The 24804-nt window shown below is 70.2% G+C and carries 22 protein-coding genes and 1 pseudogene; 13 read left to right on the forward strand and 10 right to left on the reverse strand.

The genetic code is table 11. The features are described from left to right. Positions 1-388: 388 nt before the first annotated feature. Together ACTWQA_RS23705 and ACTWQA_RS23710 are read left to right on the forward strand one after the other, a co-directional pair. Positions 389-3859, forward strand: coding sequence for a protein kinase domain-containing protein (locus ACTWQA_RS23705; protein WP_443161312.1), 3471 nt, complete (start codon positions 389-391; stop codon positions 3857-3859). A 186-nt stretch (positions 3860-4045) separates the two neighbouring features. Beyond that, a complete protein-coding gene (locus tag ACTWQA_RS23710) occupies positions 4046-6628 on the forward strand; it encodes a BTAD domain-containing putative transcriptional regulator (protein ID WP_443161313.1) in 2583 nt (860 codons plus the stop codon). A gap of 61 nt (positions 6629-6689) precedes the next feature. Here ACTWQA_RS23710 and ACTWQA_RS23715 read toward each other — a convergent pair whose 3' ends face one another. From ACTWQA_RS23715 to ACTWQA_RS23730, 4 genes are all read right to left on the reverse strand, one after another. Beyond that, positions 6690-7217, reverse strand: coding sequence for an RICIN domain-containing protein (locus ACTWQA_RS23715; protein ID WP_443161314.1), 528 nt, complete (start codon positions 7215-7217; stop codon positions 6690-6692). Positions 7218-7253: 36 nt separating this feature from the next. Next, positions 7254-7898: a tetratricopeptide repeat protein gene (locus ACTWQA_RS23720; RefSeq protein ID WP_443161315.1), complete on the reverse strand. Its 645-nt coding sequence runs from the start codon at positions 7896-7898 to the stop codon at positions 7254-7256. Between the two features lie 178 nt (positions 7899-8076). Then, on the reverse strand, positions 8077-8460 hold the full coding sequence (locus tag ACTWQA_RS23725) for a hypothetical protein (protein ID WP_443161316.1): 384 nt from the start codon (positions 8458-8460) through the stop codon (positions 8077-8079). A gap of 124 nt (positions 8461-8584) precedes the next feature. Next, positions 8585-8995 carry a hypothetical protein gene (locus ACTWQA_RS23730; protein WP_443161317.1) on the reverse strand — a complete coding sequence of 137 codons (411 nt, stop codon included), beginning with the start codon at positions 8993-8995 and terminating at the stop codon, positions 8585-8587. Between the two features lie 233 nt (positions 8996-9228). On the opposite strand from ACTWQA_RS23730, the gene ACTWQA_RS23735 reads away from it, so the two are divergent. Then, the gene (locus ACTWQA_RS23735) at positions 9229-9537 is read left to right on the forward strand and encodes a hypothetical protein (RefSeq protein WP_443161318.1); all 309 of its coding nucleotides are present in this window, start codon (positions 9229-9231) and stop codon (positions 9535-9537) included. A gap of 151 nt (positions 9538-9688) precedes the next feature. Continuing rightward, positions 9689-10177, forward strand: coding sequence for a hypothetical protein (locus ACTWQA_RS23740; RefSeq protein ID WP_443161319.1), 489 nt, complete (start codon positions 9689-9691; stop codon positions 10175-10177). A 7-nt stretch (positions 10178-10184) separates the two neighbouring features. Here ACTWQA_RS23740 and ACTWQA_RS23745 read toward each other — a convergent pair. Then, positions 10185-10621: pseudogene (locus tag ACTWQA_RS23745) on the reverse strand (transposase). A gap of 171 nt (positions 10622-10792) precedes the next feature. Between ACTWQA_RS23745 and ACTWQA_RS23750 the strand changes: the two are divergent. Continuing rightward, complete coding sequence (locus ACTWQA_RS23750) at positions 10793-11215, forward strand: winged helix-turn-helix domain-containing protein (RefSeq protein WP_443161320.1); 423 nt, start codon at positions 10793-10795, stop codon at positions 11213-11215. A 75-nt stretch (positions 11216-11290) separates the two neighbouring features. On the opposite strand, the gene ACTWQA_RS23755 is transcribed toward ACTWQA_RS23750, so the two are convergent. From ACTWQA_RS23755 to ACTWQA_RS23765, 3 genes are read right to left on the reverse strand one after another with little or no spacing between them, the layout of a single operon-like run. After that, positions 11291-12508 carry an NADP-dependent isocitrate dehydrogenase gene (locus tag ACTWQA_RS23755; protein WP_443161321.1) on the reverse strand — a complete coding sequence of 406 codons (1218 nt, stop codon included), beginning with the start codon at positions 12506-12508 and terminating at the stop codon, positions 11291-11293. 53 nt (positions 12509-12561) lie between these two features. Continuing rightward, a complete protein-coding gene (locus ACTWQA_RS23760) occupies positions 12562-12864 on the reverse strand; it encodes a DUF3017 domain-containing protein (RefSeq protein WP_443161322.1) in 303 nt (100 codons plus the stop codon). Positions 12865-12871: 7 nt separating this feature from the next. Next, positions 12872-13993 carry a citrate/2-methylcitrate synthase gene (locus tag ACTWQA_RS23765; protein ID WP_443161323.1) on the reverse strand — a complete coding sequence of 374 codons (1122 nt, stop codon included), beginning with the start codon at positions 13991-13993 and terminating at the stop codon, positions 12872-12874. A 181-nt stretch (positions 13994-14174) separates the two neighbouring features. Between ACTWQA_RS23765 and ACTWQA_RS23770 the strand changes: the two genes are divergently transcribed. Continuing rightward, complete coding sequence (locus tag ACTWQA_RS23770) at positions 14175-14822, forward strand: FHA domain-containing protein (RefSeq protein WP_443161324.1); 648 nt, start codon at positions 14175-14177, stop codon at positions 14820-14822. Positions 14823-15015: 193 nt separating this feature from the next. Here the strand turns inward: ACTWQA_RS23770 and ACTWQA_RS23775 are convergent, their stop codons facing one another. Beyond that, the gene (locus tag ACTWQA_RS23775; protein ID WP_443161325.1) at positions 15016-16548 is read right to left on the reverse strand and encodes a glycoside hydrolase family 10 protein; all 1533 of its coding nucleotides are present in this window, start codon (positions 16546-16548) and stop codon (positions 15016-15018) included. Between the two features lie 91 nt (positions 16549-16639). On the opposite strand from ACTWQA_RS23775, the gene ACTWQA_RS23780 reads away from it, so the two are divergent. Both ACTWQA_RS23780 and ACTWQA_RS23785 read left to right on the forward strand, forming a co-directional pair. Then, entirely contained in the window at positions 16640-18070 is a 1431-nt protein-coding gene (locus ACTWQA_RS23780; RefSeq protein WP_443161326.1) for a glycoside hydrolase family 3 protein, read from the forward strand. Beyond that, entirely contained in the window at positions 18067-18930 is an 864-nt protein-coding gene (locus ACTWQA_RS23785; RefSeq protein ID WP_443161327.1) for a MurR/RpiR family transcriptional regulator, read from the forward strand. The genes ACTWQA_RS23780 and ACTWQA_RS23785 overlap by 4 nt, the downstream gene beginning before the upstream one ends. Before the next feature lie 21 nt (positions 18931-18951). Here the strand turns inward: ACTWQA_RS23785 and ACTWQA_RS23790 are convergent, their stop codons facing one another. Further along, positions 18952-19722 (reverse strand): IclR family transcriptional regulator, encoded by a 771-nt coding sequence (locus ACTWQA_RS23790; protein ID WP_443161328.1) that lies wholly within the window; start codon positions 19720-19722, stop codon positions 18952-18954. A gap of 102 nt (positions 19723-19824) precedes the next feature. On the opposite strand from ACTWQA_RS23790, the gene ACTWQA_RS23795 reads away from it, so the two are divergent. Genes ACTWQA_RS23795 through ACTWQA_RS23815 form a run of 5 tightly spaced genes read left to right on the forward strand, consistent with a single transcriptional unit; the run spans position 19825 to position 24796 of the window. Beyond that, a complete protein-coding gene (locus ACTWQA_RS23795; RefSeq protein WP_443161329.1) occupies positions 19825-20772 on the forward strand; it encodes an ABC transporter substrate-binding protein in 948 nt (315 codons plus the stop codon). After that, positions 20769-21536 carry an ABC transporter permease gene (locus ACTWQA_RS23800; protein WP_443161330.1) on the forward strand — a complete coding sequence of 256 codons (768 nt, stop codon included), beginning with the start codon at positions 20769-20771 and terminating at the stop codon, positions 21534-21536. Before ACTWQA_RS23795 ends, ACTWQA_RS23800 begins: the two co-directional genes overlap by 4 nt. A gap of 50 nt (positions 21537-21586) precedes the next feature. Next, on the forward strand, positions 21587-22336 hold the full coding sequence (locus tag ACTWQA_RS23805) for an ABC transporter permease (protein ID WP_443161331.1): 750 nt from the start codon (positions 21587-21589) through the stop codon (positions 22334-22336). Then, positions 22329-23099 (forward strand): ABC transporter ATP-binding protein, encoded by a 771-nt coding sequence (locus ACTWQA_RS23810; protein ID WP_443161332.1) that lies wholly within the window; start codon positions 22329-22331, stop codon positions 23097-23099. The genes ACTWQA_RS23805 and ACTWQA_RS23810 overlap by 8 nt, the downstream gene beginning before the upstream one ends. After that, positions 23096-24796: a thiamine pyrophosphate-dependent enzyme gene (locus ACTWQA_RS23815; RefSeq protein ID WP_443161333.1), complete on the forward strand. Its 1701-nt coding sequence runs from the start codon at positions 23096-23098 to the stop codon at positions 24794-24796. The genes ACTWQA_RS23810 and ACTWQA_RS23815 overlap by 4 nt, the downstream gene beginning before the upstream one ends. Positions 24797-24804 lie beyond the last annotated feature (8 nt).

Below are 24804 nucleotides of genomic sequence, written 5' to 3' on the forward strand. Positions count from 1 at the left end.
AACCATCAAGACCGCCATTCTGCTCGATCGGGGTCGTCACGGACCATAGGGCGGCGGATGTTGAGGCGATGTTGAGGATCCGCCCAGTCCGGCGGCAAGCGCTCGCGTGCCGCGCAAAGACCGGGGTCGCAAGCACCTTTGCGACACGGAGAGGTCGCCAGCCGAAGGAGGGACAGGTGTGCTGGGCTGCCGGGGCATGAAATCCGACAAACAGCGCCTGGCCACGCTGCCGGGGCTCGAGAAGGCGTCGCGGATGCTGGCCCGTGCCGCGCGGGTGCTGATCGAGCGGCACGGTCTCAAGGGACATTTCTCATAAGGCAGAGGCGCCGCGCGGACTCCGGCGTGGTACGGAATATCACCACACGACTTCGGTGGAGGAAGGATCTTGATGGCCCCTCTGGCTCCCTCCGATCCGCACCGCCTGGGGCGTTACTGGCTGGCCGGCCGCCTCGGCCAGGGCGGTCAGGGCGTGGTCTACGAGGCGTACGGTGACAACGGCCAGCGGGTCGCGGTCAAGGTGCCCAGGTTTGACAATGCGCAGGCGCGGGCCAGACTGGCGCAGGAGAGCGCGGCGGCCGAGAGGGTGGCCTCGTTCTGCACCGCGCGGGTGATCGAGGCCCGGGTGGACGTGCCCGTCCCGTACATTGTCAGCGAGTTCGTGCCGGGTCCCAACCTGCGGCAGGTCGTGGACGAGTCCGGGCCGTACCGAGGGGACCGGCTGCGCCGCCTGGCCATCGGCGTGACGACAGCGCTGACCGCCATCCATCGGGCAGGGATCGTGCACCGCGATCTCAAGCCGGACAACATCATCGTCGGCCCCGACGGCCCGCGCGTGATCGACTTCGGGGTGGCCAGGGAGGTCGGGCCGACGACGAGCGGGCCGCTCATGGGCACCCCCGCCTACATGCCGCCTGAGGTGCTCGCCGGGAGTGGCGCCACCGAGGCGGCCGACCTGTGGGCCTGGGCGATGGTGGTGCTCTTCGCGGCCCGGGGAAGCGACGCGATCGCGCCGGGCGAGCCGATGGCGGTCGTCGGCCGCGTGCTCGCCTTCGAGCCTGACACCGCCGGGCTGCCCGACCCGCTCGGCCCTCTCGTGGCCGCCTCACTCGCCGCGGACCCCGCTGCCCGGCCCGCCGCCAAGGACGTCCTGCTGCGTCTCGTCGGTGAGGACGAAAGCGAGAGCCACGATCTGCTCACTTGGGGCAGCACGCAGGCGGGAACACTGCGCGGCCCGGCCGAGCCCGACCTGGGCGCGATCGCCGAGGAGCTCTATGCCGAGCTCACCGAGACTGAGCGGGCGAGCGTGCCCGAGGTTTTCCTGCGGATGATCGACGGCGACACGCTCAGACCGGTCGCCAGGGACGAGTTGCCGGAGACGGAGGCCGTCGACGCGATGCTGGCCGTGTTCGCCGCCGCCGGCCTGGTCACGAGCACCGGCACGGCCTACGAACTGGCCAAGCCCGGCCTCCTCCACGCCTGGCCCAGGCTCCGGGACTGGGTGGCGGGCAACCGCGAGGGACTGCCCGTGCACCGCCGCCTCGCCGACGCCGCCGCCGAGTGGGAGTCGCACGGCAGGAGACCCGCCGATCTGATGCACGGCTCGGCCCTGGACCGGACGCTCCACTGGGCCGCGGCCGAGCGCAAGGACCTCACGCTGGCCAGACGCGAACGCGAATACCTCGACGCCGCCTCCCGGCAGGCCCGCAGGCAGTCCAGGCGGCGCAACCTGGTCGCGGCCGCCCTGGCCGTGCTACTCGTGGCCACACTCGGCGGGCTGGGCACGGCCGAATACCTGCGCAGGGAGTCCAACCGGCAGCGTGACGACGCCCGTTCCAAGGAACTGGTCCTGCGCGCTGCCGACCTGAGGGAGGTCCAGCCCGAGCTGGCGCGGCTGCTCAGCGTCGCAGCCTGGCGGCTGAGCCCGGAACTGCCGGAGACCCGCGGCGCGCTCTACGACTCCGTGTCGCAGCCCACGGCACGCATCTCGGGCGACGCCTCGATCACCGACGCGGAGATGCGGTCGCTCAGCCACGACGGCCGCACGCTCGTGGCGGTCGGGGGCGGCAAGGCCCAGATCTGGGACGTCGCCGGCTGGCGGCGCCTGCGTGAGTTCTCCGGGCTCGGCGAGGGCCTGCACAAGGTCGCGCTGAGCCCGGACGGCCGCGTCATGGCCGTGCAGGGCCCCAAGGGGGTGCGGCTGTGGGACGTCGGCACGGGCCGCCCGCTCGGCGGCTGGTTCGCCGCCAAGGCCGAATATTCCGAGGTGTACGCCAGGCTGGAGTTCGACCTGACCGGGCGCCTGCTGAGCGTCCCTGTCGGTTCGACGAGCGAGCAGTTGTGGGACGTCGCCACCCGCCGGCGACGCACCGCGCCGTCAGGGACGGCACTGACCGCCATCAGCGCGGACGGCCGCCTCGGGTTCGCGTCCACGGGGGCGGGCGAGCGGGCGGAGCTCTGGGATCTGCGCCGCGGCGTCCGCATGAGAGCCTCCTGGCTGCCGCGCTCCGGGAGCGTCCTCAGGGCCAGGTTCAGCGAGGACGCGCAGGAGCTGGCCATCGTCGAAGAGGTGCCGGGCTCGGAGCGGCCCAGGGTGCGCGCGCTCTACCTGGACATTGGGTCCCCCTGGCTGATCGAGGACGGCGAGGAGGGGCAGGTCGTCGACTACAGTTTCGACGGCGGATTCGTCGCCGCCTGGGCCTCGAGGGGAGAGGTGGTGTTATGGCGGGGGGCCAACGGGCAGATCGTGGTGCGACTCGATCTGCCGGACCACGTCAGCGAGGTCCGCCTCGACGCCAAGGGCCGGGCACTGCGCGTCCTGACCGACAGCGGCACCGTCCACACGATCGACGTCGCCCACCTTTTCGACAGCTCATTCACCGATCACGCACTGGACGACCTGCGTCCAGGCCCTGGGGCACGGGTCCTGGCCGTCAAGCGGGCCGGGATCCTCAACCTGCTGGACACGGCGTCGGGCCGGCCGCTGGTCCCGGCGATCAAGACGAACGACACCGGAACCGTGATGGCGTTCAGCCCCGACGGCAGGCGGCTGGCCACCACCGAAGGCACGACGGTCCTCATCATCGACACCAGCTCAGGCAAGGTCACGGCGCGGTTCCGGCTCGCCTCCAAAGGGGCGACGACGTCCGACCAGATGGTCTTCAGCCGGGACGGCCGGACACTGGCTGTCATTCCGTCCGGATTCGACGGCCAAATGCCGTCGGAATGGGACTACCAAACGCCGTTGGAATTGCTGGATCTGGAGCACGGGTCGTCCAGGGTCACCGCGATCTCGGGCTACGGGCCGATGGAGTTCCTGCCGAACGGCGGACTGATCATGCCGTTTCCCGAGGTCAGGATCGTCGATCCGGTGAAGGGCCGGCCCGCCGCCCCGGGGGCCGCGCCTGTCGCGGACACCTTCGCCGTGGCCGCGGACGGCAGCAGGATCGCGCTCAGTCAGCCTGACGGGATCTCTCTCTGGGACGGGGAGCTCAAGACCCGGCTCGGCTCCTTCCCTTACGCCCCTGACGGCGACCCGCGGATACTCGCCTGGTCGCCTGACATGAGCATGATCGCCGGCTTCGAGAGCGGCGCGCGCATCAGGCTGTGGGACGTGGCGAGCAGGCGTCCGCTGGGCGTGGTGTTCGACGGGCTGGGCGGCGACACGAACGGGCTCTGGCTGGAGTTTTCCGCCGACGGCAGGAAGCTCGTCAGCCTGACGGAAGACGGGACGCTCCGCACGCACGACATCGACGAGCATCGCGTTGCGGGGACGGTGTGCGAGCGAGCCGGGCGCGGGCTCACCGCCGAGGAGTGGCGGACGTACTTGCCCGAAATCGAGCCCTTTCGCCCTTGCCCTTAGCTTGTCCTTCACGTGCGCCACGAGCGCAGAAGGCGAGGTCCTTGTGAAGGTGATCTTGCTGGAAGCGGTGCAGCCCGACGCAGGCTCGGCGCCGCGCCGATGGAGCTGTAGCCGGGTCGGCGGGAGTGAGAGGAGTCATCAGGTGTGCCATTCTGATCGACATCTCCCCCCGAAAAGGAAGATCGCATGGAATTTCGCATCATGGGGCCGCTCGAAGTGCGTGACGGCGACGGGCGGGACCGCACGCCGACCGTGCCGAAGCACCGCGACCTGCTGGCGATGTTCCTCTTGAACGCCGGTCGCCCGCTGACGGCCGAGCGGCTGCGCCGGCTGCTGTGGTCGCGTGAGGGCGGCGACCGATCCGACTCCCTGATCCGCGGCTACGTGGGCCAGTTACGCCGGCTGATCGGCCCGGACGTGATCACGACCGTGTCCGGCTCGTACGTGCTCAACCTCGGTGACGGCCTCCTGGACGTGGACCGGTTCCGGCTGCTCGTGGACCAGGGGGCGTACGAGGACGCGCTGGCCCTGTGGCGGGGTGAGGTCCTGGCGGACATGGACCCCGAGGGCGAGCGCTGGGTGGAGACCCGGCTGCTGCGCGAGGAGCTGGAAGAGCTGCGGCTGCTCGCCCTGGAGCGCAGGGTGCAGGCGGACCTGGACGCGGGCCGGCACCGCGAGCTGCTGGCCGAGCTGCGGCAGCTGACCAAGCAGCACCCGATGTGGCAGCGTTTCCGCGGGCAGTACATGCTGGCGCTCTACCGCAGCGGCCGCCGCGTGGACGCGCTGGCGGCGTACGCGGTGCTGCGCGACCAGCTCGACGGCGGCCACGCGATCGAGCCCGACCCGGAGCTTCAGCTCCTCTACCACCGCATGCTGCACGACGACGTGTCGCTGCACGTCTCGGCCGGGCCGCCGGTGCTGCTGCCGCCCGACATGACCGACTTCACCGGCCGCGCGGACCTGCTGGAGCGGGTGAAAGGCGGACTGGTCGTGCTGCACGGCCAGGCGGGGGTGGGCAAGTCGGCGCTGGCCGCGCATGCGGCGTGGCTGCGACGTGAGCGCTTCCCCGACGGCATCCTGTACGCCGACCTGCGCGAGACCACGACCCCGGCGGCGGTGCTGGAGGACTTCCTGCGCTGGCTGGGCTGTCCGGCGCAGGCGATACCGGCGTCGCCGGGGCAGCGCGAACGGCTGTTCCGCACCTACACCGCCAACCGCCGGCTGCTGGTGGTGCTGGACAACGCGGCCGGCGAGGCGCAGGTGCGGCCGCTGCTGAGCGCGTGCCCGACGGTCGTGACCAGCCGTTCCCCGCTCGGCGGCCTGACCGGCGCGCTGCGGCTGTCGGTGGGCGTGCTCGACGACGCCGAGGCCTTGGAGCTGCTGGTCAGGAGCTCAGGACGGGCCGCGGACGACGCTCTGCGCAGGCTGGCGCGCTTCTGCGGCGGCCTGCCGATCGCGTTGCGCATCGCGGGCTCCCGGCTGGCGGCCCGCCCTGAGTGGACCGTCGACTACCTGGTGGGGCTGCTGGAGGACGAGCACGAGCGGCTGGACCGGCTGCACGCGGGCGATCTGACGGTACGGAGCGTGTTCGCGATCGGGTTCGACGGGTTGCCCGAGGTGGCCAAGCTGACGCTGCGCGGGCTCGGCGCGCTGTCCGCGCCCGACTTCGCGGACTGGGTGACCGAGCGGCTGGGCGGGCAGGCGGAGGCGCTGGTGGACGCCGGCCTGCTGGAGACGCACGGTGTGGACGTGGCGGGCCAGGTGCGTTACCGGCTGCACGGCCTGACCCGGCTGTTCGCCCGCGAGCAGCCGGTGCCCGGCGTGCTGGCGACCCTGTCGGAGGTGGTGCAGGCCAGGGTGCGGGCGTCGCGGTTCTCGCTGGTGTCCGGCGATCCGGCCACGGCCGTGGCGACCAGGGACATCAGGGAGTCCGTCGATTGGCTGGCGGCCGAGCGGGCGTTCCTCGTGAGCCTCGTCGCCGACCTGCACGCGGCGGGGCTGGACGACGGGTGCTGGCGGCTGGCGCACCTGCTGGTGCCGTTCCTGGAGCGGCACCGGTTCCTCGACGACTGGCGGGCCGTGGCGGGGCCGGCTCTGGAGTCGGCGCGCCGGGCGGGCGACGACCGGGGCGAGGCGCTCGCCCTGCTGGACCAGGGCGACCTGCACCTGGCCGAGCGGGAGTGGGACCACGCGCACGCGAAGCTGCGGGTGGCGCTGGCCATGTTCCTGCGCCAGGCCGGGCAATCAGGCAGGAGCCGCGACGTCAACCACACCAGGCGCCGGCTCGGCCGCGTGCACCTGGAGCTGGGACGGCTGGAGGAGGCGGAGCGGGCTCTGCTCACGTGCCTGGAGGGCGCGGAGAACGAGCGCGACGCCGCCGACGCCGAGCAGGTGCTCGGCCTCGTGCTGCGCCGCGCGGGCCGGCTCGACGAGGCAGCCGCCCGGCTGCGGGCCGCCGTCGAGCACCTGGCCGAGCTGGGCGACCGGCACCGGCAGGCCGACACGTTGCTGGAGCTGTCCGCGGTGCACCTGGCGCAGGGCGCCAAGGCGGCCGCCAGGGCCGCCGCCGAGCAGGCCAGGGGCATCGCCGTACGCCTCGGCGACCGGCTGCTCGACGCGCACGCCCTGCTGGCGCTGGCCAAGGTCAACTGGGCGGAGGGCGCGGCCGAGCGCACGCGCGAGCTGGCCGGCGCGGCGCTGGAGGTCTTCGAGCAGACCGGCGACCACCAGGGCAGCGCGAACGCCCGCGCCCTCCTGGCACTCGCCTGAACCGCCGGCAGGTGGCGGACGTCCTCGCGGTGCAGCTCTTTGGCGTCGCCGATGCGGACCGCTAGCCGACCTTGGTGATCTGCCAAGCCTGCTCGCTCCCTCCCCTCTTGCACGGCCACTGGATGGCGGACTTGCCCTTGCGCGCTTCGCCGTGGCCGATCGCCAGGCACATCTGGGTCGCGCCGTTCATGAAGTGATACGCCCGGAGCTCGTCCTCCGGGACGCCCTTGACTCGCAACAGCCGCTTGGGCTTCCAGCGCTGCGCCCACCCGCCGTTGCACGGCCACTGGATGGCGGACTTGCCCCTGCGCGCTTCGCCGCCACCGATCGCCAGGCACATGCCGGTGGCGACGTTGGCCAGGTACCCGTCGGACATCAGCCAGCGCTGCTCCGGAGAATGGGTGCACGGCCACTGGATGGCGGACTTGCCCCTGCGCTCTTCGCCGCCACCGATCGCCAGGCACATGCCGGTGGCGACGTTCTTGAGCTCGACGACGGATCCGCTGGATCCGGTTGCCGCCTGGACGGGAACCGCCAGCAGGCCACCGGCCAGCGTGACGCCAGCCAGAAGTGTGATCGCTGTACGCATATGTTTCGTCCTCTCTTGGGTTGTTGGGGGATGTGCTCATGGACAGTGGCCGAGCGCCGAGATGACGACGTCGAGGCCGGCCAGGGCATGGGCGAGGCCGGCGTGGTGCTGCTCAGGGGAGGCTGCGGCCAGCCCCCGATGAATGGTGACCGCCTCTTTTGCCAAGGGCAGCGCTTCGGCCGGCAGGCCGCGTTCGGTCAGGGTCACGCCGAGGTCGACGAGCACGTCTGCGAGGTCGGCCAGGTAACAGTCAGGGGAGGCCGCAGCCAGTCGTCGGTAGACGGCGATGGCCTCTCGCTCGGCGCGCAGGGCGTCGGCCGGCCGGTCCAGCTCCGCCAGAGTCGTCCCAAGGTTGATGAGGGCATCGGCGAGATCGGCCAGGTAGCGGCCAGGGGAGACCGCGGCCAGCTGTCGGTAGACAGAGACTGCTTCCTGCTCGGCGTTCAACGCCTCGCCATGCCGGTCGAGCTCGGAGAGGGTCACTCCGAGACTGGTCAGGCAGGTGGCGAGCTCGGTCAGGTAGAGCTCGGGGGAGGCCGCGGCCAGCCGTCGGTAGATGGCGATGGCCTCTCGCTCGGCGCTCAGGGCGTCTGCCGCGCGGTCCAACTCCCCGAGATGCACCTTTTCCATGAGCAACCGAGCCCGCCTGCTCTCGCCGCCCTCGTCCGGGACTTCCGCCACAGCCCATCCCTCCATCGACATCGGGCGGCAACCGCTGTGGTGCGGTTTTCCTGAAAGGCCGTCACGCGCCTGGAGGCGTGACGGCCTTTCACAGATCACACGTCCGTGTGCCGACTCCCGGCGGTTCTCAGTGGCCAGTGGCTGCGGCGGGCTCGTCGGCCCCAGCTCATCCGGCCCGTCAGATGAAGTCGCGGTGCTCCTCGACGCCGCAGTCCTGCCTCTGGGTGTTCCTGATGGTGCGCAGGTTGTCCTTGCTCATCCAGCCGTGCGTCCCGGTGCCCTTGACGCGGACGTACACCCAGTGCTTGCCGTAGTTGTTCCGCGTCCAGCAGTGGAAGTACAGAACCTGGCCCGCGTGGAGCCTGGTGACGTTCCCGCACGCGGCGTACGGAGCGGTCTTGAGGTTGAACGACCCTCGCATGACGCCCCAGCCGTCGTCGACGTTGACCGGACTCGGCCCGCCGCACCCGGGCAGCGTGGCGGCCGACGCCGCGGCCGATCCACTCAGCAGGGCCGCCCCCATTGCGCCCGCGATCGCCAGCGCTCCGAATGTCTTGACCATGTGCCCCATACCGTTCCCCCTTCGCCTGAACCATCGATGCCATGGACGATAGGAACTCATTCGTTGAGCTTGTGTTGAGGATCTGTTGAGCCCGCTGGCCCCGTTTTCCGCACGTGAGTGATCTTCAGCGGAGATCTCGTGGGTCGATATCGAGGAGGTCCAGGAGCTGAAGTTGAAGATCACTCGGTTGCGGGATGGTCGGGGGCGACTGGCCGGTGCCGGGGATCAGCCGAATGCCGGCCGCCGCGTCGAGGATGAGCTCGCCGGTGGGATGGCGGGCGGCCTGCGTATACGCCGTCGACCTGAGTGGCATGCCCCGTCCACTCAGATTGGCCTCATACGCATCGGCCGACGTACCGAGGCCGTCATCGCTAACGGTCAAGCGCAGCCCGCCGGGTGCCACGGTGAGGGCAATGGCGACGGCATGGGCCTGCGCCTGCCGTTCCACCTCCTGCGGAACGTCACGGATCGCGCCATGGACGATCTCGGTGATGAGGGCGGGAAGCGGCTGCTTCAGCAGGGCCCATATCTCCACCGTGACCCCGGTCTGCAGCGACCATTCCGCCAGGTGATCCTCCAGAGCGTGCGAGGTGGCCGTCGGCGTCGTGTCCAGCTTCCGCGTCCTCGCGATCGCTGCTCTACGTGATTCGGCCTAGCCCGAACAACGACATTCCGGAAGAATCGCCCAGAGCCTGGCGACGTCGTGCCCGCGCCAGCCTGTTCCCTCCGGCCCGGATGGTGCTTGAGCTGACCCCGCCCCGTGGCTGGGTGCCGACCTTCTTGGCCCATACCGGCCTCGGCAGCCCGCAGGAGATGCTGGAGCAAGTACGCTCCACACCCCGGTCCCAGATCCGTACAAGCCTGGCTTTCGTGGCCGAACGCCAGCCACTACCGTCGTGGGCCCACCACCTGGCGGACGACCGCGACGTGCTGCGCCAGGTGCTCATCGGCCTGGAGCACGTGTACGACCGCTTGATGGACCCGCACTGGCCACAGATCGCCAGTTTCACCGCGGCCGATCAAGGAGCGCGTGTCCGGCAGATGACCACCGGCGGTTTAGAGGTTCTAACAGAGTGAATCTTGACCGGCCGTGCATCCATGCTTCGATGCCCATCGAGATGTCTGAGGCCTAGGTTGCGTTCCGGAGCCGTTGTCGGTCTCCGCGCCAGGTTGGGGTCAGTGAGTGTGCCCTGTCCGATCGTGTAACGCATTGAGCTGGAGGCCGAGAATGTCCGGTGAGATTCCGACCACTGATAATCGCGAACCGGCGCTGGTCGTGACGTTGATGATCGACCACGTACTCGACCTGGCGGCGACCTGGACAACGTGGGACGGTCGCCCGGTGTGCGTCGATGAGCGGGTCTACACCCCGCACAAGGCAGTCCGCCGAGTCACCGATCACCTCATCGATCACCTCGCCGAGGTGGAAGCACGGCTGGCCGGCAATCCCACGATCCCTGATCGCTGGCATGCGTCGGCGAGCACAACCCCTGCCGATCTGGCGCCCTTCACCGACCAAGACCTGGACGAGGCCAGAAGCCGGCTCACCCGGCTCGGCCAGATCTGGGCCGGCCGCCTGACCGCGCTCACTCCAGACCAGCTCGACCGGTCGCCCGGTGCGGGCTGGACATTCCGGCAGATCGCGTTCCATCTGGCCGACTCGGCCTACTACGCCGACGCCGTTGGGGACCTCTCGGCGGTTGGATCAGATCGCTGACCTGTTATCAGCTTCTCGTGAGCCGTCGCCAGCAGATGATTGCGGCGGCGAGGGTCATGAAGGCTTCGTGGATGTCGTCGCGGACTTCCCAGCGGATGCGCAGGCGGCGGAACCAGTGCAGAAGCGCGATCGTGCGTTCCACGACCCAGCGGTGAACGCCCAGGCCGGAGCCGTGCGGGGTGCCGCGGCGGGCGATGTGCGGTTTGATGCCGGTGCGCCAGACCAGGCGACGGTACTTGTCGTGGTCGTAGCCGCGGTCGGCGTACAGACGGTCGTCATCCCCGAACCGAAGCCAAGCTCTTGCGGCAGGAACTCCCAGGCAATGCCGGTGTAGAGCACGAACAGGATGCCCGACAGGCCCTTCCTGTTATCCAGACGCTTGCGGCCCGGGTGATCGCCACGGCGTGGCACGATCGGCAACAACGGCTCAATCCGCGCCCACAACTCATCGGGGCACGATCCACGGTGGCTGCTCGCCCTTCCTCACAGCGATGATCAACCTGAAGGTGATCACCTTTTATTCCTAGATCATTTTGTTAGGACCACTTAGAACGTCTGTTCGCCTCGCTGAACCCGCGGCCCATCCGCTGGAATCCACCCGTACTGGAGCTCGCGATGGCTTCGGGTCATGAGGGCGACATACACCTGCACGGCAGGGGGCTGCTGCTCGTCCCCTCGGTTTTCGGTTTCGCAGCGCCCGCCCTCGATCCTTACGCCGAGCCCCAACCGATGCTGACCTACCCCGCGGGCCTTGAGCAGCAATCCCGCGCACTGCCCCTGGGCGCCCCGCCGGCGCAGCCCACATCTCCGGGAGCGTCGTCGTCGCTGGCGTCGGTCCTGGGCCGCACCCGAGCCGCCATGCTCCATGCCATCGCCGAGCATCCCGCCTGGTCCACGAAAGAACTCGCCGCGCGCATCGGCATCGCCCCGGCCAGCGCGAGTGAACACACCACGAGTCTGCGCGAAGCCGGCCTGGTTCACACGGTGCGGAACCGCAACACGGTCGTCGCCGTGTTCGCGCCCGATCCGAAGCCGTGACGGCCCACAGACGGCCCAGGCATGCGAAACGGCCCCTACCATGCGGCGAAACCGCAGGGAGAGGGCCGTATTCGACTAGGCGGACATCTTCTTCTTGAGGTTCTCGTCCAGCGCGGCCAGGAAGTCCTGGGTGGTGAGCCACTGGGCGTCGGCGCCGACCAGCAGCGCGAGGTCCTTGGTCATCTGACCGCTCTCGACGGTCTCGATGCAGACCTGCTCCAGCGTGTTGGCGAACTCGGTCACGGCGGGAGTGTTGTCGAGCTTGCCCCGGTGGGCCAGGCCACGGGTCCACGCGAAGATCGAGGCGATCGGGTTGGTGGAGGTGGGCTTGCCCTGCTGGTGCTGGCGGAAGTGGCGGGTGACCGTGCCGTGCGCAGCCTCGGCTTCGACCGTCCTGCCGTCGGGGGTCATCAGCACCGAGGTCATCAGGCCGAGCGAGCCGAAGCCCTGGGCGACGGTGTCGGACTGCACGTCGCCGTCGTAGTTCTTGCACGCCCAGACGTAGCCGCCCTCCCACTTGAGCGCCGCGGCGACCATGTCGTCGATGAGGCGGTGCTCGTAGGTCAGGCCGGCCTTCTCGAACTCGTCCTTGAACTCGTTCTCGAAGACCTCGGCGAACAGGTCCTTGAAGCGGCCGTCGTACGCCTTGAGGATCGTGTTCTTCGTGGAGAGGTAGACCGGGTAGTTGCGGGCCAGGCCGTAGCGCATCGACGCGCGGGCGAAGTCGCGGATCGACTCGTCCAGGTTGTACATCGCCATCGCGACGCCGCCGCCGGGGAAGTCGTAGACGTCCAGCTCGATCGGCTCGGAGCCGTCCTTGGGGGTGAACGTCAGGGTCAGCGTGCCCTCGCCCGGGACCTTCAGGTCGGTGGCGCGGTATTGGTCGCCGAAGGCGTGACGGCCGACGACGATCGGCTTGGTCCAGCCCGGGACGAGCCGCGGCACGTTCGACATGATGATCGGCTCGCGGAAGATGACGCCGCCGAGGATGTTGCGGATGGTCCCGTTGGGGGACTTCCACATCTTCTTGAGACCGAACTCCTCGACCCGCGCCTCGTCCGGGGTGATGGTGGCGCATTTCACACCGACGCCGTACTTCTTGATGGCGTTGGCGGCGTCGATGGTGACCTGGTCGTCCGTGGCGTCTCTGTGCTCGATGCCGAGGTCGTAGTACTTCAGGTCAACGTCGAGGTAGGGAAGGATCAGCTGGTCCTTGATGAATTGCCAGATGATCCGGGTCATCTCGTCGCCGTCAAGCTCGACGACCGGACCCTCCACCTTGATCTTGGGCATGCGAATGGTTCCCCTTCAATGAATCGATGCGTTGAGGCTATCGGACCGTCCGGTCAACGGGCGAAAAGGGACAGGATGAACGCCTTGAGCTCGTTGTTGTCCAGCAACAGCGAGGTCAGGACCAGCACGAAGCCGAACGCGGCCAGCGTGGTGACGTCGGTCGTCTTGCTGCGGACGGACAACTGGCCGCCGTAGCCGGCGAAACGCAGCGCGGCGGCGACCATGACGACGGCGCCCAGCGCGAACCCGCCCCAGCGCGGGTCCATCAAAAAGATCGCGACCACGCCGACGGCCGCACCCGCCAGGATCAGCGGGTACGGTCCCCAGCTCTCGCGTTCGGTCCCCCGGTCGCTCAACAGTCGCTCAACGCTCTTCTAGCGGCTTCCACTTCTGATCCGTCTCACCGATGTACTCGCTGTCGGGGCGGATCAGACGGTTGTCGGCGTGCTGCTCGATGACGTGAGCCGTCCAGCCGGACATGCGGCTGATCGAGAAGACCGGCGTGAACAGGTCCGTCGGGATGCCGAGATAGTGATACACGGAAGCAGCGTAGAAGTCGACGTTCGGGTAGAGGCCCTTCTCCTCGAAGACGACCTCCTCCATCTCCTTGGACATCCTGTAGTAGGTGTCATCGCCCGTGGCCTCGGCCAGCTCCGCGGACATCCTGCGCAGGTGGGTAGCCCGCGGGTCCTCGGTCTTGTAGACGCGGTGGCCGAAGCCCATGATCTTCTCGTGCGCGGCGAGCTTGTCGCGTACGGCCTGGGCCACCCCGTCCGCCGGGATCGACTCCAGCGTCTTCATGACCTGCTCGTTCGCGCCGCCGTGCAGGGGACCCTTCAGGGTGCCGATGGCGGCGACGATGGCGGAGTGCATGTCCGACAACGTCGCGGCGCAGACGCGGGCGGCGAACGTGGAGGCGTTCATGGTGTGGTCGGCGTGCAGCACCAGGCACTCGTCGAAGATCTCGACCTCGCGCGGCGCGGGGGTGCGCCCGGTGACCTGGAGCAGGAAGTTCGCCGCGATGCTCAGGGACGGGTCAGCGTCGGGGATGCTGCCGCCGGTGCGGGCGGCGTGATAGCGGGCGACCAGCAGCGGCTGCTGCGCGACCAGCCGGGCAGCCTTGCGCAGGTTGGCCTCAGGGGCGATGGAGTCCTTGTCGGCATCGTCCGCGCCGGACAGCGAGACCAGCGAGCGCAGCGCCTCCATGGGTTTCTGCTTCTCGGCGATCTCCGCGATGTTCGCGGACACCAGGGCGCCGAGCGCCCTTCCCCGGGCCAGCTCCGCACCGTAGGCGTCCAGCTGGGAGCGGGTGGGCAGCTTGCCACGTTGCAGCAGGTGTGCGGTCTCTTCGAACGTCGCGCGGCCGGCCAGGTCGTGGATGTCGTATCCACGGTAGAAGAGGCGACCGGCCTTTCCGTCAATGTCGCTCAGCGCTGTGGACGCGGCTACGACATCGGCCAGGCCTTTCGTGGGCTTGTCCGCCATGAGTGTTTCCTCCGCTTATCTTCGTCCGAAGTCTACCCGTGAGCAGGCAAAACCGTCCGCAAAGGTCCAGACCAATTTCACGTCGGATTCTCCTTTCGGCAAAGGAGATTCCGCATCCCCTCGTTTGGGTAAGCCGGAGCTGTAGTAATAGTTACGGCGGGCTACCTGGGGAGGAACTGCCGTGGAGGGGCCGTTCATACGCATCGAGGACACTGGTGAAGTGATCCCGTTGCGCCCCGAGATCACGACGGTCGGGCGAGGCCGAGGTGTGGACATCCGGCTCACCGATCCCAGCGTCTCTCGACTCCATGCCGAGTTCGTCAGACGAGGACCCTACCTGTACGTCGTCGACCTGGGGCTGTCCAGGAACGGCACGCGGGTGAACGGCAGGCCGATCGCCCGGAGGGTCCTCGACGACGGCGACGTCGTCTCGTTCGGTGCGGCGCGGGGCCGCATCGGCGGAATCCCGCGTGAGGACTTCACCCCCGAAGTGGAGCTGCGCAGGGCCGCGGCGCCCGAGCTGACCAGGCGCGAGGTCGACGTGCTGACCTCACTCTGCAGGCCGGCGCTGTCGGATGAGGCGTTCGTCGCCCCGGCGACCGCACGCGAGATCGCCGACGACCTGGTCGTGACCGAGGCCGCGGTCAAGCAACATCTGCTGCGGCTCTACCAGAAGTTCAGGATTCCCGAGGGCACCAACCGGCGCACGCGGCTGGCCAACGAGGTCGTCGCGCTGGGCCTGGTGCGCCCGACCCCTGTGGTGCCGCCGCAGCGGTCATCGGGAGCCACGGCCGAGCAGCCTTCGGCGGCTGGACGCAGGGCTTCATAGGGACCGGATCGCGACCGGGGCTTCGGCGAGGGGTTCCGGCAGCGTCGGAACCTGGACAACACCATGCTCATGAGAACGGCGGGCGCCGCACGCCTCTCGGTGTGCGGCGGCCCGCCGGGTTCAGTGACAGTCAGGGCACGGGCCGGCGACACGTGCGGGCGAAGCACGCTCACCACCGCGTTGCCGGCGCATTTCAGATGACCCGGAATCCGTTGCTGGGTTTGCTGGTCCGGTTGGCCCGGTCCACCGCCACCGCGTAGTAGTGGTCGCCGCTCTTGCCGTCCGGGTCGGTCCAGCGGATCTGCCGGTCCCCCGGCACGACGGCGACCAGGTTGCGGGCGTCGGCGAAGGCGCCCGCGGACGCGTGCCGGCCGAAGCGGAAGATCGCGAACAGGAACGGCTCCTCCCTGCCCGTGGCCACCGCCCGCACCTCGACCCCGCCGTCGCGGCGCAGCGCGTACGCCACCACCGGCCGCCGCGGCGGCTCCCCGTTCGCCAGCCTGGGCAGCACGGGCGCGAGTGCGGGCCGCTGGTAGTGCTCATTGACGGCGGTCGTGATGGAGCCGATCCTGTCGACCTTGACGTCGTTGGCGTTGTACCAGATGTCGCCGCCGATCTCGGGGTGGTTCCTGTTGAGCGTCAGGTGGTTGGACAGCTCGGCGGGGTTCTTCCACTCGGGCGCGGGCTGGGCAGGGTCGCCCGCCTTGTACGCGGGCTGCCCGATCCACAGCAGCGTGTTCGTGCCCTTCGCCACGTCCGACCACCACGGCACGAGCTTGGAGTAGTCGGCCGGCGGCTGCCCGATGTACCAGTAGAGCTGCGGCGCGATGTAGTCCAGCCAGCCCTTCTTCACCCAGCCGCGGGTGTCGGCGTGCAGGTTGTCGTACGACTGCCCGCCGTTGGTGTCAGAGCCGAGCGGGTCGGTGGCCTTGTTGCGCCAGATGCCCGACGGGCTGATGCCCCAGGCGATGTCCGGCTTGCTCTCCAGGACCCGCTGCTGCATCTCCCGCACCATGAGGTTCACGTTGTCGCGCCGCCAGGCGGCCAGGTCGGGGAAGCCGGCACCATACTTCGCGAAGGTCGCGCTGTCGTCGAAGGCCGTGCTGTTGACCGGGTAGAAGTAGTCGTCGAAGTGCAGGCCGTCGATGTCGTAGCGGGTGACCGCGTCCATCATCGCGTCCTGGCAGAACTTGCGGACTTCCGGCATGCCGGGGTTGTAGTAGAGCTTGCCGCCGTACGGCACGATCCAGTCGGGGTGCTTGCGTCCGGGGTGGTCGGGGTGCAGCTTGGCGGGGTCGGCCTGCATCGACACGCGGTACGGGTTGAACCAGGCGTGGAAGGCCAGGCCGCGCTTGTGCGTCTCCTCCACGGCGAACCCGAGCGGGTCGTAGCCGGGATCCTGGCCCTGCGTGCCGGTGAGATATTGGGACCACGGCTCGAACGGCGACGGCCAGAACGCGTCAGCCGTCGGCCTGATCTGCACGAACACCGAGTTGAGCTTGCGCTGCACGGCCACGTCGAGCCAGGCGAGGTATTCGGCCTTCTGCTGGTCGGCGCTCAGCCCCGGCTTCGACGGCCAGTTGATGTTGACGACGGAAGCGATCCACATGCCGCGCATCTGGCGCAGCGGCGGCACGTAGTCGGCCTGAGCGAAGGCAGGCAGCGGGACGGCGGAAGCGGCGGCGGCGAGGGCTAGGCCCTTTAAGAGAGTCCTTCTGCTCGGCATGGGGGGATGGCCTCTCGGGGGATGTGGTTGTATCGAGGGTGACAATGACAGAAAATTACCTTCAGATCAATATCGATGAAGGAAAATGCCGATGAGCCGTGACCTGTGCAGACTGGCGATGACGGTGCTGCATCCGGGGTTCGAGGGGACCTCAGCCCCCGACTGGCTGCGCCGTGCGCTGGGCGATGGTCTCGGCGGGGTCGTCCTGTTCACCCGCAACGCCATCAACGCTCAGCTCGTAGGGCAGCTGCGGGCCGAGAATCCGGCCACCGTCGTCGCGATCGACGAGGAAGGCGGCACGGTCACCCGGCTCGAGGTCCTGTCCGGCAGTTCCTTTCCCGGCAACCGGGCGCTGGGCGTGGCCGACGACGTGGACCTCACCGAGCGGGTCGGCCGCCAGATCGGCAGGATGCTCGCCGAGGTCGACATCACGCTGAACTACGCGCCCTCGGCCGACGTGAACGCGAACCCGGCCAACCCGGTGATCGGCGTGCGCTCGTTCGGCCCGGACCCCGGCCTCGTCGCCCGGCATACGGTCGCCTACGTCAACGGGGTGCAGCGCGCGGGTGTGGCCGCCTGTGCCAAGCACTTCCCCGGCCACGGCGACACCGTCGCCGATTCCCACCTGGCGCTGCCCACCGTGCACGCCTCGCGCGACGTGCTCGCCGAGCGTGACCTTCCGCCGTTTCAGGCCGCGATCGGCGCCGGGGTGCAAAGCATCATGACCGGCCACCTGCTCGTCCCCGCGCTCGATCCGGCGCTCCCGGCGACGCTGAGCCACACCGTGCTGACCGAGCTCCTCCGGGGTGAGCTCGGCTTCGAGGGGATGGTCGTCACCGACGCGATCGAGATGCAGGCGGTGGCCGCCATGTTCGCGCCCGGCGAGATCGCGGTGCGGGCGCTGGCCGCCGGCGCCGACGCCATATGCGTGGGGCTGTGCACCGAGGAGAGCCTCCACGAGATCCGCGACGCGATCGTGACGGCCGTACGGGAAGGGGGCCTGCCCGAGGAGCGGCTGGCCGAGGCGGCCGCGCGGGTGCTGGCGCTCTCGAGCTGGTACGCCGCCCAAGGCCCGCTCCGGGAACAGGCCCGCGCCGACGTCGACCCCGGCGTCGGCCTGGAGGCGGCCAGAGCCGCGCTGACGACGACCGGAGCCGCCACCCTCGAGCGCGGGCCGCTGGTCGTCGAGGTCAACACCCGCCACAGCCAGGCCGTGGACCCGGCCACACCGACCGGCGTCACGGCGGCGCTCACCCGGCTGCTGCCCAACACGGCCAGGCTCCGGCTGGAGCCCGACGGCGAGCTACCGCCCTTCGACGACCGGCCGATCGTGCTGGTCGTGCACGACGCGGCCAGGCACGCCTGGGTACGCGACGTCGTGGCCAAGGCCGTGGCGGCGCGGCCCGACGTGATCGTGGTGGACACCGGCATCCCCGGCCCACCGGTCGGCGCCGCCCATATCGCCACCCACGGAATCTCACGCGTGTCCGCGCAGGCCGCGGCGGAATGGCTGACCCAATGAGCACCACCGAGCCGGCGAACCCCGTCGCCGCCGTACGCGCCGTGCTGCCGTCGCTCACGCCGGCGGCCCAGTCCATCGCCCGCATCATCCTGGACGACCCTGGAGTGGTCGTACGGAGCACGATCACCGAGTTCAGCGCGGTGTCCGGGACCAGCGAGGCCACGATCGTGCGGACGTCGCGGGCGCTCGGGTTCTCCGGCTACTCACAGATGCGCTTCGCCCTGGCGGCGGCCGTGGCCCAGCAGCCCGAGCGGCTGGTGCCCGGGGACCTCGCGCCGGACGATCCGCTGACGGACGTGATCGCCAAGGTGGCGCGGGCCGAGTCCGAGGCGCTGGCCGACACGGCCGCCCAGCTCGACCCCGACCAACTGGGCGAGGTGGTGTCGGCGATCTCCGTGGCACGGCGGGTGGACGTCTACGGCGTGGCGGCGTCGGGGCTGGTCGCGGCCGACATGTCGCAGAAGTTGCTGCGGATCGGGCTGTCCAGCCATCCGTTCAGCGATGCCCATCTGGCGTTGACCAGTGCGGCTTTACTGAAGACAGGGGACGTGGCGGTGGCGATCAGCTGCAGCGGGGAGACCCCCGATGTGCTCGTCCCTGCCCGGACGGCGGCCGAGGCCGGGGCGCTGGTCGTGGGGATCACCAACAATCCGCGGTCGTCGCTGGCCGAGCTGTCCGACCACACGCTGGTGTCGGCCGGGCGGGAGACGGCGTTCCGGCCCGGGGCGCTGGCCAGCCGGATCAGCCAGTTGCTGATCGTGGACTGCATCTTCGTGGGGTTGGCGCAGCGCACGTATGAGACGGCGGACGCCGCCATCCGGGCTACGCGGGACGCCACGGACCGCTACCGGAACCGGTGACCCACGGCCGTCGCCGGGCGGTCAGGCGCGGGCCACCGACAACGAGGTCAGGTCCGCCTCGATCTTGGCGGCCGTGGCCAGCAGCGGTGGGAGGAGTTGCCGTCTGGCCTGCTGCAACGTCGTGCGGCTGGCGTGCGTCGACACATTCACCGCGGCCACCGTGCGGCCCGAACGATCCCGGATCGGGGCGGCGATGGAGCGCAGCCCCTCCTCCAGTTCCTGATCCACCATCGCCCACCCGCGGGCGCGCACCCGGTCCAGCTCGGCCCGCAGCGCCGCGGGCAGCACGATCGTGTGTGACGTGAGCCGGCGCAGCGACGCCCGCTCCAGGTAGGCGTCCAACTCGTCCGGCGGGAGCGCCGCGAGCAGCACCCGCCCCATGGACGTGCAGTAAGCCGGGAAGCGGGTGCCGATGTTGATGGTCACCCGCATGATCCGGGCCGTGGCCACCCTCGCCACGTAGACCACGTCCTCACCGTCCAGCACCGCCACCGAGGCCGACTCGTGCACCTCCGCGGCCAGCCGTTCCAGGTGCGGGTCGGCCACCTCGGGCAGGGACAGGCTCGACAGGTACGCGTACCCGAGCTCCAGCACCCGCGGCGTGAGCGCGAACAGCCGCCCGTCGCTGCGCACGTAACCCAGGTCGGCCAGGGTGAGGAGGAAACGCCTGGCCGCCGCCCGGCTGAGCCCGGTCGCGCGGGCCACCTGGCTGAGCGTGAGCTCAGGCTCGGCGGCGCTGAACGCCCGGATCACCGCGAGCCCGCGGGCCAGCGACTGCACATGATCGACCATCGAGATCCCCTTGACAGGCCACGGCAGAGGCGTAACTTCCGCGATACGGGGTTTGTTCGGTCAGAGAATACCTGTGCGCATCGCGAACAAACAGGAGCCACCGTGCGTCGCGCTCTCATCGTCTTCGCCGCCTTACTCGTCACAGCCGCCTGCGGCGGCACCCAGCCCGCGGCACCCGGCCAGCAGTCCTCCGGCGGGATGAGCAAGGTCAACGCCGGCGTGATCGCCATCGTCGACACCGCGCCGATCCACCTCGGCAAGGCCAAGGGCTTCTTCACCGAGCAGAAGATCGACCTCACGATCACCTCCGTGCCCGGCGGCGCGGCGAGCATCTCGGGCGCGGTGAGCGGGCAGTTCCAGTTCGCCTTCGCGAACACGACCTCGCTGCTGACCGCCAAGCAGCAGGGCCTCGACGTCAAGGTGGTCGCCAACGGCGTCTCCTCGACGGGCCAGCAGGGCAAGGACTTCAGCGCCGTGCTGGTCAAACCGGACAGCCCGATCAAGACCGCCAAGGATCTGGCCGGCAAGAAGATCTCGGTCAACCAGCTCAAGAACATCGGCGACACGACCGTACGCGCCTCGGTCCGCAACGCGGGCGGCGACCCCACCGGCATCGAGTTCGTCGAGCTGCCCTTCCCCGACGCGCCCGCCGCGCTGCAGAGCGGCCAGGTGGACGCGATCTGGGTCGTCGAGCCGTTCGTCAGCCAGGCGATCAGCCAGGGAGCGCGCCCCGTGGCCTGGAACTTCGCCGACGCCGCGCCCAACCTCACCGTGGCCATGTACTTCACCACGAGCCGGACCGACGCCGACCTGACCAGCCGGTTCACGGCGGCGATGCGTAAGTCGCTGGAGTACGCCGATGCGCACCCCGATGAGGTCAGAGAGGTGCTGAAGACGTACACGAAGATCGCGCCCGAGGTGATCGCGAAGATCAACCTGCCGAAGTGGCCGGTCGAGGTGAACAAGGCCTCCGTGCAGACCGTGGCCGACCTGGCCCTGGCGGACGGGGTGCTCAAGGAGAAGATCGACGTGTCGGCGCTGGTGCCGTGACCAGGCTCCTCTACGGCCTGGCCGGGCTGGGCGGCCTCCTGGCGCTGCTGGAGGCGGTGCCCCGGCTCGGCCTGGTCGACGAGCGTTTCCTGCCGCCCGCGTCGCTGATCCTGAGCACGCTGGCCGCGCAGCTGGCGGCGCCGCAGTTGTGGATCGCGCTCGGCGAGACCATGGGCGGGTGGGCGCTGGGCCTGGCGATGGCGTTCTGCGCGGCGGTCGTGGCCGGGGTGGTCATCGGGATCGTCCCCGGCCTGCGGGCGCTGACCAACTCCACGATCGAGTTCCTGCGCCCGATCCCGTCGGTCGCGCTGGTGCCGCTGGCCACGCTGCTGTTCGGGCCGTCGCTCGGCTCGACGCTCATGCTCGTGGTGTACGCCGCGTTCTGGCAGGTGCTCATCCAGGTCCTGTACGGCGTCGCGGCCGTGGACGCGGTGGCCTACGACACCGCCAGGTCGTACGGGCTGTCGGCCTGGTCGCGGGTCAGGCACCTGGTGTGGCCGACCGCGCTGCCGTACGTCATGACTGGGCTCAGGCTGGCGGCGGCGGTGGCGTTCATCCTGGCGGTGACGGCGGAGCTGGTGATCGGCAGTCCGGGTCTGGGGGCCGAGATTCAGGTGGCGCAGAGCAGCGGGGCCGTGCCCACGGTGTACGCGCTGATCGTGGTGGCCGGGGTCGTCGGCATCGCCGTGAACGCCGCCGTGCGGCTGCTGGAGCGCAGGGTGCTGGCCTGGCATCCGGCCGTGCGATCGGAGGTCGCCGCGTGAAGCCTCGCCGGACGGTCCCGGGTCGCGGGGTGACGGTCTGGGGTCGTGGGGTGCGTGCGGTCAGGCTGCTGGCTCTGCCGGTCGCGTTGGTGCTGGTCTGGTGGGCGGTCAGCGGGAGCTCGTTCTACCTGCCGAGCCCTGTCCGGGTGGGGCAGGCGTTCGCCGAGACCTGGTTCTCCGAGCGGCTGGCCGAGGACGTGGTGCCGAGCGTGGGGCGGCTGCTGGCGGGGTACGCGCTGGCCGGGCTGCTCGGGGTCGGCCTGGGCGTGCTGATCGGGTTGTCGGCGCGGCTGCGCGCCACGTTAGAGCCGGTGCTGGAGTTCTTCCGCGCCATCCCGCCGCCCGTGCTGGTGCCGCTGATCATGCTGCTGGCCGGCATCGACACGCCGATGAAGGTGCTGGTCATCGTGTCCGGCTGCGTGTGGCCGATCCTGCTGAACACCGTGGAGGGCGTGCGGGCGCTGGACGAGGTCCTCGCCGACACCTGCCGCATGTACGGCGTGCGCGGCGCCTCGAGGATGCGGCGTTTCGTGCTGCGCGGCGCGAGCCCGCAGATCATGACCGGGCTGCGGCAGGCCCTGTCCATCGGGATCATCCTCATGGTCATCAGCGAGATGTTCGCCAGCTCCAGCGGGCTGGGGTTCACGATCGTGCTGTTCCAGCGGCAGTTCCAGATCGCCGAGATGTGGAGCGGCATCCTGCTGCTCGGCCTGCTGGGCCTGGGGTTGTCCGTCCTGTTCCGCCGCGTCGAGCGGTGGGTGTTGTCCTGGTACTACGGCAGTGGAGCCGCCCGTGCTTGAGATCTCCGCGCTGAACAAGATCTACGAGAGCCCGGGCCGCCGGGTCGAGGCGATCCGCTCGGTCACGGTGGGCGTCGAGGCCGGCGAGCTGGTGTGCGTCGTGGGCCCGTCGGGCTGCGGCAAGACCACGCTGCTGCGGTGCGTGGCCGGGCTGCTGCCGGTCAGCGGCGGCGCGGTGCGGGTTGCCGGCGTCCCTGTCACGGGGCCGCCGCCGCGGATGGCCGTGGTGTTCCAGGAGTACGGCCGGAGCCTGTTCCCCTGGATGACCGTGTGGCAGAACGTCGAGCTGCCGCTGAAGGAGAAACGCCTGCCCGCGGCGCGGCGGCGGGAGCTGGTGACCGGCTCCCTGGAGGCGGTGGGGCTCAGCGACGCCACGGACGCCCATCCGTGGCAGTTGTCCGGCGGCATGCAGCAGCGGGTGGCGATCGCGCGGGCGGTGGCGTACGAGCCGCAGGTGCTGCTGATGGACGAGCCGTTCGCGGCCGTCGACGCGCAGACCCGGGCCGACCTGGAGGACCTGATTCTGCGGTTGTGGCGCGACCTCGGGGTGACCACGCTGTTCGTCACCCACGACATCGACGAGGCCGTCTACCTGGGACAACGGGTGATCATCCTGTCCTCCTCGCCCACCACGGTCATGGAGGACCTGAAGATCGACCTGCCCCCCGAACGCGACCAGCTGACCACCCGGTCCCTGCCGCGCTTCGGCGCGCTGCGCGGGCACGTCTACCGGCAGATCCAGCGAGCCAGGGGGACACGATGACGACAGTGCGCGACGCCACTTTCGACGTGCTCAGGCGGTACGGGCTGAGCACGATCTTCTGCAATCCCGGCTCCACGGAGGTGTCCCTGCTGACCGGGCTGCCGGACGACCTGCGTTTCGTGCTGGCCCTGCACGAGGGATCCGTGGTGGGGATGGCCACGGGCTGGGCGATCGGTCACCACGAAGGGAGCGGAGCTCCCGAGCCAATAAGAGGGGGGCCTGCGCTCGTCGTGCTGCACACGACGGCCGGGCTCGGCAACGCGGTCGGCGCCGTCGCCACGGCCCGGGTCAACCGGGTGCCGCTGGTGATCCTCGTCGGGCAGCAGGACCGGCGGCACCTGGCACTGGAGCCGTTCCTGGCGGGCCGGCTGGACGGGCTGGCCGGGGACTATCCGGTGTGGGTCGATCAGCCCGTACGGGCCCAGGACGTGCCGGGAGCGGTGGCGCGGGCCTGCCACGAGGCGGTCACCTTCCGCGGGCCCGCGCTTGTGGTGGTGCCGATGGACGACTGGGACGCCGCCTTCGAAGGAGAGATCGCCGCGGCCGCCCGGCAGGTCGTGCGGCCACTCGCCGTGGCGGACCCCGACCTCGCGCCGCTGGTGTCGCTGCTGGCGGGGGCCCGGGCGCCGGCGATCGTCGCCGGGGCGGGCGCCGGCTGGGAGTCCCTGATCGGGCTGGCCGAGCGCCTCGGATGCCCGGTGTTCCAGGAGTCTTTCGGGGCGCGAGCCGGGTTCCCGCAGGACCATCCGCAGTATGCCGGGGTGCTGCCTGCCGACAGGGTGCGGCTGCGGGGCGCGCTGGCGGGCTACGACGTGGTGGTGGCGGTGGGCGCCCCGGTGTTTCGGCAGTACCCGTACGCGCCGGGGCCGCTGGTGGCGGCGGGGACGACGGTCGCGGTGATCACGGAAGACCCTTCGGAGGCGCATCGCAGCCCGGCCGACCTGGCGTATTTGGCCGCGCCGTCGGCCGTCTGCGCCCGCCTGACCGCCCTGCTGTCCCCCGGTGGACAGGACCGTGGGGGCGGAGGCGGCGTTGAAGGGCGACCGGCCGACGGCGGAGGCGGCGTCGAGGGGCGACCGGCCGGCGGCGGCGGGGGCGTTGGGACGCGGCCGGCCGCCGTTCCGCCGGTGCCGGAGGGAGGGTGGCCGTTGCGGGCCGCGCACGTGCTGCGCGAGCTGGCCGTGCGGCTGCCCGCCGACACCGTGCTCCTCGAGGAGACCCCGTCCTCCCGCCCCGACCTGCACCGGCTCGTGCCCGCCAGGAACCCGCTCGGCTTCCTGTCGGCGGCCATGGGCGGGCTCGGTTTCGCGGTGCCGGCCGCGGTCGGGCTGAGGATGGCGCTCCCCGGCCGCCCCGTGGTCGCGGTCGTGGGCGACGGGTCGGCGCTCTACGGCATGCACGCGCTGTGGAGCGCCGCGCACTACCGGGTGGGCGCGCTGTTCGTGGTGCTCGCCAACGGCCGCTACGCGGTCATGGACCGGCTGGCCGACCAGCGGGGCGGCAAGGCGCCGTGGCCGCCGTTCACCGAGGTGGACATGGGTGCCCTGGCCAGGTCGCTCGGCTGCCCTGCGCGGCGCGTGGAGACGTACGAGGAGCTGACGGCGGCACTCGACGACGTGGTGCCGGGGCTCTCCGCCCGCGAGGAACCCCTATTGCTCGACGTCACCGTAGCGGTGGACCCCGACTTCCAACCTTGAGGAGGCTC

Source organism: Nonomuraea sp. 10N515B (assembly GCF_052245915.1).
Lineage (GTDB): Bacteria > Actinomycetota > Actinomycetes > Streptosporangiales > Streptosporangiaceae > Nonomuraea.